Raw genomic sequence first — 14,428 nt, 5'->3', positions numbered from 1 at the left:
TGCACCCTTAGAGAATCCGCATGCAAACTTTTTTTATCGCGCCCACCGACTTTGGTGTGGGTCTGACCTCCATCAGCCTCGGGCTGGTGCGTACGCTGGAACGGGCCGGGCTGAAAGTCGGCTTCTTCAAACCGATCGCCCAGCCGCATCCGGGCGACACCGGCCCTGAGCGCTCCACCGAACTGGTGGCCCGCACCCACGGCCTGAAACCGCCACAGCCACTGGGTCTGGCCCATGTCGAGCGGATGCTCGGCGACGGTCAGCTCGACGAGCTGCTCGAAGAAATCATCACCCTCTACCAGCAGGCAGCCATCGGCAAAGACGTGTTGGTCGTCGAAGGCATGGTGCCTACCCGCAGCGCCAGCTACGCCGCGCGGGTCAACCTGCACCTGGCCAAGAGCCTGGATGCCGAGGTGATACTGGTCTCGGCCCCGGAAAACGAAGTGCTGACCGAACTTTCCGGCCGCGTCGAGTTGCAGGCGCAACTGTTCGGCGGGCCGAAGGACCCGAAAGTCCTCGGCGTGATCCTCAACAAGGTCAAGACCGACGAGAGCATGGACGCCTTCGCTGCGCGCCTGAAAGAGCATTCGCCCTTGCTGCGCACCGGTGATTTCCGTCTGCTCGGCTGCATTCCGTTCCAGCCGGAACTCAACGCCCCGCGCACCCGCGACGTCGCCGACCTGATGGGCGCCCAGGTGCTCAACGCCGGCGACTACGAAACCCGGCGCATGACCAAGACCATCATTTGCGCGCGCACCATGCGCAACACCGTGGATCTGCTCAAGCCCGGCGTGCTGGTGGTGACTCCCGGCGATCGCGACGACATCATCCTCGCCGTCAGCCTCGCCGCGATCAACGGCGTGCCGCTGGCCGGCCTGCTGCTGACCAGCGACACCCTGCCCGATCCGCGCATCATGGACCTGTGCCGTGGCGCGTTGCAGGCTGGCTTGCCGGTGCTGTCGGTGAGCACCGGCTCGTACGACACCGCGAACCTGCTCAACGGCCTGAACAAGGAAATTCCCGTCGATGACCGTGAACGCGCGGAGATCATCACCGACTTCGTCGCCAGTCACCTGGACGCCAACTGGCTGCACCAGCGCTGCGGTACACCGCGGGAAATGCGCCTGTCGCCGGCGGTGTTCCGCTATCAATTGATTCAACGCGCGCAGGCTGCCAACAAGCGCATTGTCCTGCCCGAAGGCAGCGAGCCGCTCACCGTGCAAGCGGCTGCGATCTGCCAGGAACGCGGGATTGCCCGTTGCGTGTTGCTGGCCAAACCGGCGGATGTCGAAGCCGTCGCCCGGGCTCAGGGCATCGTCCTGCCGCCGGGGCTGGAAATCCTCGATCCGGATCTGATCCGCGAGCGCTACGTCGAACCGATGGTCGCCCTGCGCAAGAGCAAAAGCCTCAATGCGCCGATGGCCGAGCAGCAACTGGAAGACACCGTGGTGATCGGCACCATGATGCTGGCGCTGGATGAAGTCGACGGACTGGTTTCCGGCATTATCAACACCACCGCCAACACCATCCGCCCGGCCTTGCAGCTGATTAAAACGGCGCCGGGCTGCACGCTGGTGTCGTCGGTGTTCTTCATGCTGTTTCCCGAAGAAGTGCTGGTCTACGGCGACTGCGTGATGAACCCGCACCCGAGCGCCAGCGAACTGGCCGAAATCGCCCTGCAAAGCGCCGACTCGGCCGCCGCGTTCGGCATCACGCCACGGGTGGCGATGATCAGTTACTCCAGCGGCGAATCCGCCACCGGCGAAGAAGTCGAAAAGGTTCGCGAAGCCACCCTGCTCGCCCACGAACAACAGCACTCGCTGCTGATCGACGGCCCGTTGCAGTACGACGCCGCCGCCAACGAAAACGTGGCCCGGCAACTGGCGCCGAACAGCCAGGTGGCCGGTCGCGCCACGGTGTTCGTGTTCCCTGACCTGAACACCGGCAACACCACCCACAAGGCCGTGCAACGCAGTGCCGACTGCGTCAGCCTCGGCCCGATGCTGCAAGGCCTGCGCAAACCGGTGAACGATCTGCCGCGCGGCGCGCAGGTCGACGACATCGTCTACACCATTGCCCTGACCGCGATTCAGGCTGCCAACCGACCTCTGGATATCTGACCCGATGCTGGCTTTTCTCCCTGCCAACTTGCGCGGCGTGATCGCCGCGCTGCTGCTGGCGCTGAACACCATTGTGCTGTGCTCGTTCCTGTTTCTCGTGGCACTGATCAAAGTGCTGCCGTTCGACCTCGCACGCCGCGCATCGCGCTGGCTGATGAGCCACACTCACGAAGCCTGGATCAGTAACAACAAAGGCTGGATGAACCTGGTGCGCCGCACCCGCTGGCACCTCAGCGGCCTGCAAGGTCTGGACTATCAACACTCGTACCTGATCACCAGCAATCACCAGAGCTGGGTCGACATCCTGGTGCTGCAATACGTGCTCAACCGACGCATCCAGCCGCTGAAGTTTTTCCTTAAACAGGAGCTGATCTGGGTCCCGGTGATCGGTCTGGCGTGGTGGACGCTGGGCTTTCCATTCATGAAACGCTATTCGAAAGCCTATCTGGAAAAACACCCGGAAAAGAAAGGCAAAGACCTGGAAACCACCCGCAAGACCTGCGCGAAATTCCGCGACAACCCGGTAGGCATCTTCAACTTCGTCGAGGGCACGCGCTTCACCGAAGGCAAACATGCACAGCAGCAATCGCCGTTCAAATACTTGCTCAAACCAAAAGCCGGCGGCATTGCGTTTGTACTGGATGCGATGGGCGAACAGCTGGAATCGATCGTCAACGTGACGATTCATTATCCAGCGGGGCGTCCAGGGTTCTGGGATTTGCTCTGCGGCAATGTGCGCGATGTGGTGGTGCATTTTGAGGAAATCAAAATCCCGCCGGCCTTCATCGGCAAGAACTACGACCAGGACGGCGAGTATCGATTGCAGTTTCAGGGCTGGATCAATCAGCTGTGGCTGGACAAGGATGCGTTGCTGGAGCAGATGCACCGCGAATATCCACCCAAACACTGACCCCTGTGGGAGCGAGCAGGCTCGCTCCCACAGTTGATCGTTTGATCATTCCCACGCTCCGCGTGGGAACGATCACCCGGCACAAAAAAAGCCCGCCGATGATTGCTCATCGACGGGCTTTTTCTTGCCGCTTGAAACTGGAAGCTTGTCGCTGCTTCAGTGCTTAAATCGCGCCGCGCTGCCGCAACAGCTCCAGCACTTGCTTGACGCTTTCTTCCAGACTCAGCGACTGCGTGTCGATCACCAGGTCGGCGTTGAGCGGCACGTCGTACGGGAAGGATTCGCCCGGGATGTTGTCGCCACCAGCGGCGTACAGCCCTTGCGGATCACGTTCGGCGCACACTGTCGGCGAGGCCTGCACGTAGACCGTGAGCAAGCGATCCTTGCCGATCAGTTCCTTGGCCTGCTCGCGACCTTCGGCACTTGGCGCAACGAACGCCGCCAGGGTCAGCAAACCGGCTTCGTTGAACTGACGCGCCACGTGCGCGGCACGACGCCAGTTCTCGGTACGCCCGGCGCGATCCTGCGGCAGACCTTTGTTCAGATCCTGACGCAGGTTCTGGCCATCGAGTACAAACACCGCGCGACCCATGTCGAACAGCTTGCGCTCGACGGCGTACGCCAAGGTGCTCTTGCCAGCGCCCGACAGGCCGCTGAACAGCACGGTAGCCGGTTGCTGACCGAAACGCTGAGCGCGCTCTTCGGTCGCTACATGGGCCATTTTGCCGTGGTGCGTGGCCGTACCGTGGGTCACTGGCTGAGCGACGATCATGCCGGCGCCGACGGTGCCGTTGGTCAAACGGTCGATAACGATGAACGCGCCGGTGGTGCGGTTGCTGTCGTAACCGTCGAGGGCGATCGGCGCGTCGAGCGCGATCTTCACCTTGCCGATTTCGTTGAGCTGCAACGCGCTCGCCGGGCCCTCTTCGAGGGTGTTGACGTCGACCTTGTTGACGATGCTGGCGATGGAGCCCGGCACGTAACTGGTAGCACGCTTGATGTCGTATTTCTTGCCCGGCAGCATCGGCTCTTCAGCCATCCACACCAGCATCGCTTCGAAGCTGTCGGTCACTGGCGGGACGTTGTCGGCGTGCACCAGCAGGTCGCCACGGGAAATGTCGATCTCGTCTTCCATGGTCAGCGTTACCGCTTGGCCAGGACCTGCGTGTTCCAGTTCACCTTCGAAGGTGACGATGGATTTCACGCGGCTGCTCTTGCCCGACGGCAGGACCACGACTTCGTCGCCCTTCTTGACGATGCCGCTGGCCAGGGTGCCGGCGAAACCGCGGAAGTTCAGGTTCGGACGGTTGACGTACTGCACCGGGAAACGCAGATCGGTGAAGTTGCGGTCGCCCGCCACTTCCACGGTCTCAAGGATTTCCATCAGCGACTGGCCGGTGTACCAAGGCGAGCGCTCGGACTTGTTCACCACGTTGTCGCCCTTCAGGGCGGACATCGGCACGAAGTGCATGCTCGTAGGCTTCATCTTCAAGCCTTCGGCGAACTTCAGGTAGTCGGCCTTGATCGACTCGAACACGCCCTGATCGAAGCCCTTGAGGTCCATCTTGTTGATGGCGACAACGATGTGCTTGATGCCCAGCAGTGAGGCGATAAAGCTGTGGCGACGGGTCTGGGTCTGCACGCCGTAACGGGCGTCGACCAGGATGATCGCCAGGTCACAGGTGGACGCACCGGTGGCCATGTTGCGGGTGTACTGCTCATGGCCGGGGGTGTCGGCGATGATGAATTTGCGCTTGGCGGTGGAGAAATAGCGGTACGCGACATCGATGGTGATGCCCTGCTCGCGCTCGGCCTGCAGGCCGTCGACCAGCAATGCCAGGTCGATGTCGTCACCGGTGGTGCCGACTTTCTTCGAATCGCGGGTGATGGCTTCCAGGTGATCTTCGTAGATCATTTTCGAGTCGTGCAGCAGGCGCCCGATCAGGGTGCTCTTGCCGTCATCGACGTTACCGCAGGTCAAAAAGCGCAGCAGCTCTTTACGTTCGTGCTGGCCCAGGTAGGCGAGGATGTCCTCGCTGATCAAATCAGATGCGTGCGACATGACAGCCCCTTAGAAATAGCCTTGACGTTTCTTGTCTTCCATCGAGCCTGCGCCATCGTGGTCGATGACCCGGCCCTGGCGCTCGGAAGTTCGCGTCAGGAGCATTTCCTGAATGATGTCCGTCAGGCTTTCGGCCTCGGACTCCACCGCGCCCGTCAACGGGTAGCAGCCAAGGGTACGGAAACGCACTTTCTTTTTGACGATGCGCGCCTTGTCCTCGTCGGACAGGTGCTCGAGGATGCGCTCGTCGTCGATCATGATCAGCGTGCCGTTCTTCTCGATCACTTCACGTTCGGCCGCGAAGTACAGCGGTACGATCGGGATGCCTTCGAGGTAGATGTACTGCCAGATGTCCAGCTCGGTCCAGTTCGACAGCGGGAACACACGAATGGATTCGCCCTTGTTGACCTTGCCGTTGTAGACGTTCCACAGCTCGGGACGCTGGTTCTTCGGGTCCCAGCGGTGCTTGCTGTCACGGAACGAGTAGACGCGCTCCTTGGCGCGGGACTTCTCTTCATCGCGACGGGCACCGCCGAAGGCTGCGTCGAAACCATGCTTGTCGAGCGCCTGCTTCAGGCCCTCGGTCTTCATGATGTCGGTGTGCTTGGCGCTGCCGTGGGTGAACGGGTTGATGCCCTGCGCAACGCCATCCGGGTTGACGTGGGTGATCAGATCCAGGCCCAGCTCTTCGACCATCTTGTCGCGGAACTTGTACATCTCCTGGAATTTCCAGCGGGTGTCGACGTGCATCACCGGAAACGGCAGTTTGCCCGGGAAGAACGCCTTGCGTGCCAGATGCAGCATCACGGCGGAGTCTTTACCGATGGAGTACAGCATCACCGGGTTGTCGAACTCGGCGGCCACCTCGCGGATGATGTGGATGCTTTCCGCCTCCAGCTGTTTCAGATGCGTCAGTTTGTCGACCATGGCTACTCACGAAAGCTTTCTTATGAACGGCCAGCGGGCCGTGTTCGAGCGTCGAATCCTAGCACAGCGACCTCTTCTAATCAGGACGCCAACTAGATCGAAAGGGCATATGAATATGCCCGCCCGTTCGGGTGATGAAAGCCAATGTGGGAGCGAGCTTGCTCGCGAAAGCGGTCTGCCATTCAACAATGATGGCGACTGATACTGTCTCTTCGCGAGCAAGCTCGCTCCCACAGGATTTGGGTGAATTCAGATCGGGTTCGGGATGTCGATGAAGATGTGCTCAAGGGCAAACCGCTTCGCCAGATAGTCGCCCAGCGCCTGCACGCCGTAGCGTTCGGTGGCGTGGTGGCCGGCGGCGATGAAGCTGATGTCGTTTTCCCGGGCGCTGTGGAATGTCTGCTCGGAGGCTTCGCCGCTGAGGAACAGATCGACGCCGGCGGCGATGGCATTGTCTATGTAGCCCTGACCGCCCCCGGTGCACCAGCCGACCCGACGAATCATCGCACTGCCCTCGACCAGCAGCGGCTCGCGGCCCATGACTTCCTGCACTTTGCGGGCGAAGTCGCGCGGGGTCATGGGCTCGCTCAGTGAACCGACCAGACCGACGACCTTCAGGTTGTCCGGATCCAGCGGCCCCTCGACGGTGATGTCCAGCTGACGCGCAAGCTGCACGTTGTTGCCGACGTCCGGGTGCAGATCCAGCGGCAGGTGATAACCGAGCAGGCTGATATCGTGCTTGAGAAGCGTCTTCAGACGGCGCTGTTTCATGCCGGTGATGCACGGGTTCTCGCCCTTCCAGAAATAACCGTGATGCACCAGCACCAGATCGGCTTCGGCCTCGACGGCAGCATCGAGCAGCGCCTGACTGGCGGTGACGCCGCTGACGATGCGCATCACCTGCGGACGGCCTTCGACCTGCAGACCGTTGGGGCAATAATCGGCAATTTTCGCACTGCCGAGGTAACGGTCGGCTTCTTCGACCAGGGTACTGAGGGCAACGGCCATGAAAGACTCCTGAAAATCCCGTTCAGAGGCGCGCGCGGCCTCGTATAATGCGCGACATTATGGGCGGTCTGACCCCGCCTGCAACTTTTCCAGGACGTGCTTAATGCTCAAGGCGCTGCGTTTTTTCGGCTGGCCGCTGTTGGCCGGCGTACTTATCGCTCTGTTGATTATTCAGCGTTACCCGCAGTGGGTCGGGCTTCCAAGCCTTGACGTCAACCTGCAACAGGCCCCGCAGACCACCAGCGTGCAGCAGGGGCCGGTGTCCTATGCCGACGCGGTGACCATCGCCGCGCCGTCAGTGGTCAACCTCTACACCACCAAAGTCATCGCCAAACCGGCGCATCCGTTGTTCGAGGATCCGCAGTTTCGCCGCTTCTTCGGTGACAATTCGCCGAAGCAGAAACGCATGGAGTCCAGCCTCGGTTCCGGCGTGATCATGAGCCCGGAAGGCTACATTCTGACCAACAACCACGTTACCAGTGGCGCCGACCAGATCGTCGTGGCGCTCAAGGACGGTCGCGAAACCCTGGCCCGGGTGATCGGCAGCGATCCGGAAACCGACCTCGCCGTCCTGAAGATCGATCTCAAAAACCTGCCGTCGATCACCGTCGGCCGTTCCGACAACATCCGCATCGGCGACGTCGCACTGGCCATCGGCAACCCGTTCGGCGTCGGCCAGACCGTGACCATGGGCATCATCAGCGCCACCGGCCGCAATCAACTGGGCCTGAACAACTACGAAGACTTCATTCAGACCGACGCCGCGATCAACCCGGGCAACTCCGGCGGCGCGCTGGTAGACGCCAACGGTAACCTCACCGGCATCAACACCGCGATCTTCTCCAAGTCCGGCGGCTCGCAAGGCATCGGCTTCGCAATCCCGGTGAAACTGGCGATGGAAGTGATGAAATCGATCATCGAGCACGGTCAGGTGATTCGCGGCTGGCTCGGCATTGAAGTGCAGCCGCTGACCCAGGAACTGGCCGAGTCGTTTGGCCTGTCCGGGCGCCCGGGAATCGTGGTGGCGGGCATTTTCCGCGACGGCCCGGCACAGAAGGCCGGCTTGCAACTGGGTGATGTGATCCTGAGCATCGACGGCGAACCGGCCGGTGATGGCCGTAAGTCGATGAACCAGGTAGCGCGAATCAAACCGACCGACAAGGTCACGATTCAGGTGATGCGCAATGGCAAGGAGTTGAAGCTGACCGCTGAAATCGGCCTGCGTCCGCCGCCAGCGCCGGTGCAAGAGAAAGAACAGTAAGACTTTGTTCGCGCCAATGGCGCGAATAACAGACATTCTCAACGGGCATGTTATATTGTTTCAATTAATACATTGGAACAACATAACATGTCGTCTCGAAAAAAGGCTTCTCTGCTCGGCCTGACCCTTGGCCTGCTTGGCGATCCCGTGTTTGCCGATGAACCGCAAACGCTTGAACTCGATACCATCAGCGTCACCTCCGATTACGAATCCCCTACCGGTCCGGTCAAAGGGTACCGCGCTACGCGCTCGTCCAGCGCCACCAAAACCGACACCGCAATCCGCGATATTCCACAGGCCATCAGCGTGGTGCCCGCCACCGTACTCAAGGATCTGGGTAGTACCAGCGTCGAACGTGCGCTGGAATTCGCCGGCGGCGTGTCGAAGCAAAACAACTTCGGCGGCCTGACGCTTTACGAATACAGTGTGCGCGGCTTCACTACTTCCGAGTTTTACCAGGACGGCTTCAGCGCCAACCGTGGCTACCCGAGCACACCTGACGCTGCCAACATCGAGCGCATCGAAGTGCTCAAAGGACCAGCCGCCAGCCTGTACGGCCGAGGCGATCCGGGTGGCACGGTAAACATCGTCACCAAAAAACCGCAGCCCGAAGCGTTTACTACCCTGCAAACCAGTGCCGGCAGTTGGGATCGTTATCGCACTGCGCTGGACGTCAACACGCCGCTGGATGATCAGGGAGATGTGCTGTCGCGGATCAACCTCGCGGTCGAGGACAACAACAGTTTTCGCGACCACGTCGACAGTAAACGTGTATTCGTCGCCCCCTCTTTCAGTTGGCGGTTGAACCCGGACACCAGCCTGCTGGTGGAGAGCGAATTCGTACGTCATAGCTCGACCTTCGACCGCGGCATTGTTGCGCCAAACAATAAATGGAGCGGCGTCTCGCGTTCGACATTCCTGGGTGAACCGAACGACGGCAACATCGACAACCACAACAACAGACTGCAAGCCACGCTTGAGCACCACCTCAACGATGCCTGGAAACTGCGCCTGGCCAGCCACTACAAGGAAGGCAAACTCTGGGGATTCGCCTCTGAAAGCCGTCCTTTGAATGCCGATGGCCACTCAGTCAACCGCCGCTATCGCGAACGCGATACCAACTGGCACGACAGCATCACCCAGTTGGAACTGCGCGGTCTGTTCGACCTTGGCACCTGGCAGCACGAACTGCTGATCGGCAGCGAGTACGAGAACTTCCGCAAGAACGAGCGCGTCACCAACATCGCCGGCAGGCCTTACGCCATCGATATCTATAACCCGGTATACGGCCAGCCCAAACCCAACGGTGCACGCTCCGGCACGGACTTCTTCGAACACGTCGAAAGCCGTGCGCTGAACCTGCAGGATCAAATCGTCTTCAGCGAAAAACTGCGTGGGATGATCGGGGCGCGATTGGAGCACTTTGAGCAAAACATCGATGACCACAGCCGCAACACCACCAGCCGCCAGACCCACGATGCGCTCACTCAACGTGCCGGCCTGCTCTATCAACTGACACCGGACATCGGCCTGTTCGCCAACGCCTCGACCTCATTCAAACCGAACAACGGCCTCGATGCGACTGGCAAATCCTTCGATCCGGAGGAAGGTGTGGGTTACGAAATCGGCATCAAGAACGAGCTGTTCGACGAACGGTTAAGCAGCACCCTCGCCTTCTTCCATATCGACAAGGAAAACGTCCTCGCCCTCGACCCGGGCACCGACACCAGCCGCGCCATGGGCAAGGCCCGCAGCCGGGGTTTCGATCTGCAAGTCACCGGGCAAGTCACCGACGCCGTCAGGGTTATCGGCGCCTTCGCCTGGATCGACGCCGAAGTCACCAAGGGTGATGCCGCGATTCCTGCCGGTAGCCGCATCCTCGGGGTGGCCAAACGCAGCGGCAGCCTGCTGGGTGTCTACGAGTTTCAGGACGGCCGCTTGCGCGGCTCGGATATCGGCGCGGCGTTCACTTACGTCGGTGACCGCTCGGGTGAGTCCGGCAGCGATTTCGAGCTGCCGGCCTATCACACCGTCGACCTGCTGGCCCATTACAAGGCCAGCGACACCGTCACTCTCGGCCTGAACCTGAACAACCTGTTCGACGAAAAGTATTACGAGCGCTCGTACAGCAACTACTGGGTCAACCCCGGCGAGCCGCGCAATTTCACGGTCAGCCTGACACTCAACCTGTAAAAGGACGTCTCCATGCAATACGGCAAATCCCTGCTGTTCATCGCCGCGCTCTTCGCCACTCACGCCTCGGCCCATGGTTTGTGGACCGAACAACGGCGCGGCAATATCGAAGTCGTCTACGGCCACGGTGCCGAGGACAATGCGTTCAAACCGCAGAAAGTCAGCGGAGCGTGGGCCTATGACGCAAGCGGCAAGATGATTCCCGTCAGCGTGCAGCGCCTGGCGGATCATGCCCGCCTGCAACCGTTGAAGCCGCCGGCTGTGTTGGCCGTGGCCCTGAACAATGGCATGTGGTCGAAAACCGCTGACAAAAAATGGATCAACGAGGGTCGCAGTAAAGTCCCGGGCGCCATTGAGTCGACCGAGACCCTCAAGTACAGCCTGGCGATTTATCAGCCGGGAGCGAAGCTGCCCAAACTGGATCAGATCAAATTGCTGATTCTGCCGGAGGTCGATCCGCTGACCGTCGGCCCGGGGAAATCATTGCCGGTGCGGGTGTTGCTGGATGGCAAACCGGCCGCGGGCGTGAAGTTGATCGGTGACTACCGCAGCGCGCCGAATACCTTGAGCACTGAAACCGACAAGGACGGCCGCGCTCAGGTGCTGGTGCGTAATGAGGGATTGAATGTGATTGCGGCGCAGGTGGAAGTGCCGGTGAAGGACAGTGCAGAGGTGAGCAGCAGAGGGTTGTTCAGTTCGTTGACGTTCCTTGGCGAGCCGCATCACGAATAAACCAGCGCTGATCCCTGCGGGACTGAACCCACAGGGATCAGCGTCGTTTCAGAGTTCGCCCAGACCGTCGATCAACGCCTGATTCTGTTCCGGCGTGCCGATCGAGATCCGCAGGAACTGGGCAATCCGCTCCTGCTTGAAGTGGCGCACGATCACGCCCTGCTCACGCAGTTTGGCCGCCAGCCCCGCCGCATCGTGTTGCGGATGCCGGGCGAAGATGAAGTTGGCCGCTGACGGCAGCACTTCAAAACCTTTGGCCTGCAACTGCGCAACCACCCACTCGCGACTCTCTATGACCAGTGCGCAGGTCTTGTCGAAGTACTCGCGATCCTCGAACGCTGCCGCCGCGCCGACATTGGCCATGCGATCGATCGGGTAGGAGTTGAAGCTGTTCTTGATCCGTTCCAGCGCCTCGATCAGATCCGGATGGCCGACCGCCAGACCGACCCGCAGGCCCGCCAGCGAACGGGATTTGGACAGCGTCTGGGTGACCAGCAGGTTCGGATAACGCTCGACCAGACTGATCGCGGTTTCGCCGCCGAAGTCGATGTAGGCCTCGTCGACCACCACCACTGAATCCGGGCTGGCCTTGAGGATCTGCTCGACCGCTTCCAGCGCCAGCAGGCAACCGGTCGGCGCGTTCGGGTTGGGGAAGATGATCCCGCCGTTCGGTTTGGCGTAGTCGGCCGGGTTGATCCGGAACTGCGCATCCAGCGGCACCGCGTCGAACGTGATGCCGTAGAGACCGCAGTAGACCGGATAGAAGCTGTAGCTGATGTCCGGGAACAGGATCGGCTGATCGTGTTGCAACAGGCCGTGAAAGATGTGCGCCAGCACTTCATCCGAACCGTTGCCGAGGAACACCTGATTGCTCTGCACGCCGTAGTATTCGGCGACAGCGTTTTTCAGCCGGTCGCTGTTCGGATCCGGATACAGACGCAGGTTGTCGTTGAGTTCGGCCTGCATCGCCGCCAAGGCTTTTGGCGACGGGCCGTACGGGTTTTCGTTGGTGTTGAGCTTGACCAGACGGGTCAGCTTCGGCTGCTCGCCCGGCACGTAAGGCACCAGATCCTTGACGAACGGGCTCCAGAATTTGCTCATGTTCAGTTCCCCTTCACGTCGTCTTTGATGCGGTATTCGGCGCTGCGCGCGTGGGCGCTCAGCGATTCGCCACGGGCCAGGATCGATGCAGTCTTGCCCAGTTCCGAAGCACCGGCCTCGGAGCAGAAGATGATCGACGAACGTTTCTGGAAGTCATACACGCCCAGCGGCGAGGAGAAACGCGCAGTGCCGGAGGTCGGCAGCACGTGGTTCGGACCGGCGCAGTAGTCGCCCAGCGCTTCGGAGGTGTGACGCCCCATGAAGATCGCGCCGGCGTGGCGGATCTGCGGCAGCCAGGCCTGCGGGTCGGCGACCGACAGTTCAAGGTGTTCCGGGGCGATACGGTTGGCGACTTCGATGGCCTGGGCCATGTCGCGCACGTGAATCAGGGCGCCACGGCCATTGATCGAGGTTTCAATGATGGTGGCGCGATCCATGGTCGGCAGCAGTTTGTCGATGCTGGCGGCAACCTTGTCGAGGAATTCGGCGTCCGGGCTGACCAGGATTGCCTGGGCGTCTTCATCGTGCTCGGCCTGGGAAAACAGGTCCATGGCGATCCAGTCCGGATCGGTCTGGCCGTCGCATACCACGAGGATTTCCGACGGGCCGGCGATCATGTCGATGCCGACCTGACCGAACACGTGACGCTTGGCAGTGGCGACGTAGATGTTGCCCGGGCCGACAACCTTGTCCACCTGCGGCACGCTTTCGGTGCCATAGGCCAACGCGGCAACGGCTTGCGCGCCACCGATGGTGAACACCCGGTCAACACCGGCAATGCACGCTGCTGCCAGCACCAGTTCGTTGACTTCACCGCGCGGGGTCGGCACCACCATGACCACTTCGGCCACGCCGGCAACCTTGGCCGGAATCGCGTTCATCAATACCGATGACGGATACGACGCCTTGCCGCCCGGCACGTACAGACCGGCGCGATCCAGTGGCGTGACTTTCTGGCCCAACACCGTGCCGTCGGCTTCGGTGTAGCTCCAGGAATCCTGCTTCTGTTTTTCGTGATAGCTGCGCACGCGGGCCGCCGCTTTTTCCAGCGCTTCGCGTTGCGGGACAGTGATGCGGGTCAGGGCCAGTTCCAGGCGCTCGCGCGGCAGGATCAGGTCCGCAATCGAAGCGACTTCCAGGCCATCGAATTTCTGGGTGAACTCGACCAGCGCCGCGTCACCGCGCTCGCGCACAGCCTTGATGATGTCCAGCACCCGCTGATTGACCGAGTCGTCAGACACACTTTCCCAGCTCAGCAGATGATCCAGATGATGCGCGAAATCCGGGTCAGCAGCGTTGAGTCGGCGAATTGCAGTCGGTGCGGTCATAGCGAGAGCCTCATAGGAATGGCAAAAAACTCAGGCGCCCGAAATTACCATTCGATCCGCTTGGGCACCTGAGATTCTGGCTATGAGGCGGATAGACGGGCGCGACTTAACGTCGCGCAGGTACATCAGCCGCGGTGTCGAGACTCCACTGCCTTGCGCAGGGTGTCGATCAACGCCTGGATTCGGGCGTGTTGCATTTTCATCGAAGCTTTATTGACCACCAGACGCGAGCTGATCGTGGCGATCAGTTCCTGGGGTTCCAGGCCGTTGGCGCGCAGGGTGTTGCCGGTGTCGACCACGTCGATGATCTTGTCGGCCAGGCCGATCAGCGGTGCCAGCTCCATCGAGCCATAAAGCTTGATGATGTCGACCTGACGGCCCTGCTCGGCGTAGTAGCGCTTGGCGACATTGACGAATTTGGTGGCGACGCGCAGGCGGCCCTTGGGCTCGACGGCGCCGACCTTGCCGGCAGTCATCAGCTTGCACCGGGCAATCTGCAGATCCAGCGGCTCGTACAGACCCTGGCCGGTGTATTCCATCAGCACGTCTTTACCGGCAACGCCGAGGTCGGCCGCGCCATGCTCGACATAGGTCGGCACGTCGGTGGCCCGCACGATCAACAGGCGAACGTCTTCCTGGGTCGTGGGGATGATCAGCTTGCGGCTCTTGTCCGGATTCTCGGTCGGCACGATGCCCGCTTCGGCGAGAAGCGGCAGGGTGTCGTCAAGGATGCGGCCCTTGGACAGTGCGATGGTCAACATGGGAAACGTCAGTCCTTATCAAGGT

Annotated in this window: 11 protein-coding genes; 5 read left to right on the top strand and 6 right to left on the bottom strand. The window is 61.0% G+C overall.

What is annotated here, in order from left to right; all coding sequences use genetic code 11:
* Positions 1-20 precede the first annotated feature (20 nt).
* Entirely contained in the window at positions 21-2,120 is a 2,100-nt protein-coding gene (pta, locus tag CAF79_RS15420) for a phosphate acetyltransferase (protein WP_085698478.1), read from the top strand.
* Positions 2,121-2,124: 4 nt separating this feature from the next.
* The gene (locus CAF79_RS15415) at positions 2,125-3,030 is read left to right on the top strand and encodes an acyltransferase (protein ID WP_085698477.1); all 906 of its coding nucleotides are present in this window, start codon (positions 2,125-2,127) and stop codon (positions 3,028-3,030) included.
* 163 nt (positions 3,031-3,193) lie between these two features.
* On the opposite strand, the gene cysN is transcribed toward CAF79_RS15415, so the two are convergent.
* From cysN to CAF79_RS15400, 3 genes are all read right to left on the bottom strand, one after another.
* On the bottom strand, positions 3,194-5,092 hold the full coding sequence (cysN, locus tag CAF79_RS15410) for a sulfate adenylyltransferase subunit CysN (protein ID WP_085698476.1): 1,899 nt from the start codon (positions 5,090-5,092) through the stop codon (positions 3,194-3,196).
* Between the two features lie 9 nt (positions 5,093-5,101).
* Positions 5,102-6,019, bottom strand: coding sequence for a sulfate adenylyltransferase subunit CysD (gene cysD, locus CAF79_RS15405; protein ID WP_007953546.1), 918 nt, complete (start codon positions 6,017-6,019; stop codon positions 5,102-5,104).
* 249 nt (positions 6,020-6,268) lie between these two features.
* Positions 6,269-7,027, bottom strand: coding sequence for a Nif3-like dinuclear metal center hexameric protein (locus CAF79_RS15400; RefSeq protein WP_085698475.1), 759 nt, complete (start codon positions 7,025-7,027; stop codon positions 6,269-6,271).
* Between the two features lie 103 nt (positions 7,028-7,130).
* On the opposite strand from CAF79_RS15400, the gene algW reads away from it, so the two are divergent.
* The 3 genes from algW to CAF79_RS15385 all read left to right on the top strand — a co-directional run bounded on the left by algW (position 7,131) and on the right by CAF79_RS15385 (position 11,213).
* Entirely contained in the window at positions 7,131-8,288 is a 1,158-nt protein-coding gene (gene algW / locus CAF79_RS15395) for a Do family serine endopeptidase AlgW (protein ID WP_085698474.1), read from the top strand.
* 87 nt (positions 8,289-8,375) lie between these two features.
* Positions 8,376-10,481 (top strand): TonB-dependent siderophore receptor, encoded by a 2,106-nt coding sequence (locus CAF79_RS15390; RefSeq protein ID WP_085698473.1) that lies wholly within the window; start codon positions 8,376-8,378, stop codon positions 10,479-10,481.
* A gap of 12 nt (positions 10,482-10,493) precedes the next feature.
* Positions 10,494-11,213, top strand: a complete 720-nt coding sequence (locus CAF79_RS15385; RefSeq protein WP_085698472.1) for a DUF4198 domain-containing protein — start codon at positions 10,494-10,496, stop codon at positions 11,211-11,213.
* A gap of 48 nt (positions 11,214-11,261) precedes the next feature.
* Here the strand turns inward: CAF79_RS15385 and hisC are convergent, their stop codons facing one another.
* From hisC to hisG, 3 genes are all read right to left on the bottom strand, one after another.
* Positions 11,262-12,314 (bottom strand): histidinol-phosphate transaminase, encoded by a 1,053-nt coding sequence (hisC, locus tag CAF79_RS15380; protein ID WP_085698471.1) that lies wholly within the window; start codon positions 12,312-12,314, stop codon positions 11,262-11,264.
* A gap of 2 nt (positions 12,315-12,316) precedes the next feature.
* Positions 12,317-13,642 (bottom strand): histidinol dehydrogenase, encoded by a 1,326-nt coding sequence (gene hisD, locus CAF79_RS15375; protein ID WP_085698470.1) that lies wholly within the window; start codon positions 13,640-13,642, stop codon positions 12,317-12,319.
* 125 nt (positions 13,643-13,767) lie between these two features.
* Complete coding sequence (gene hisG, locus CAF79_RS15370) at positions 13,768-14,403, bottom strand: ATP phosphoribosyltransferase (RefSeq protein ID WP_065260859.1); 636 nt, start codon at positions 14,401-14,403, stop codon at positions 13,768-13,770.
* Positions 14,404-14,428 lie beyond the last annotated feature (25 nt).

This window comes from Pseudomonas sp. B26(2017) (genome assembly GCF_002113045.1).
In the GTDB taxonomy this organism is placed as follows: domain Bacteria; phylum Pseudomonadota; class Gammaproteobacteria; order Pseudomonadales; family Pseudomonadaceae; genus Aquipseudomonas.
The sequence above is the reverse complement of the archived record's forward strand: the minus strand, read 5'-3'. Positions and strand labels throughout refer to the sequence as shown.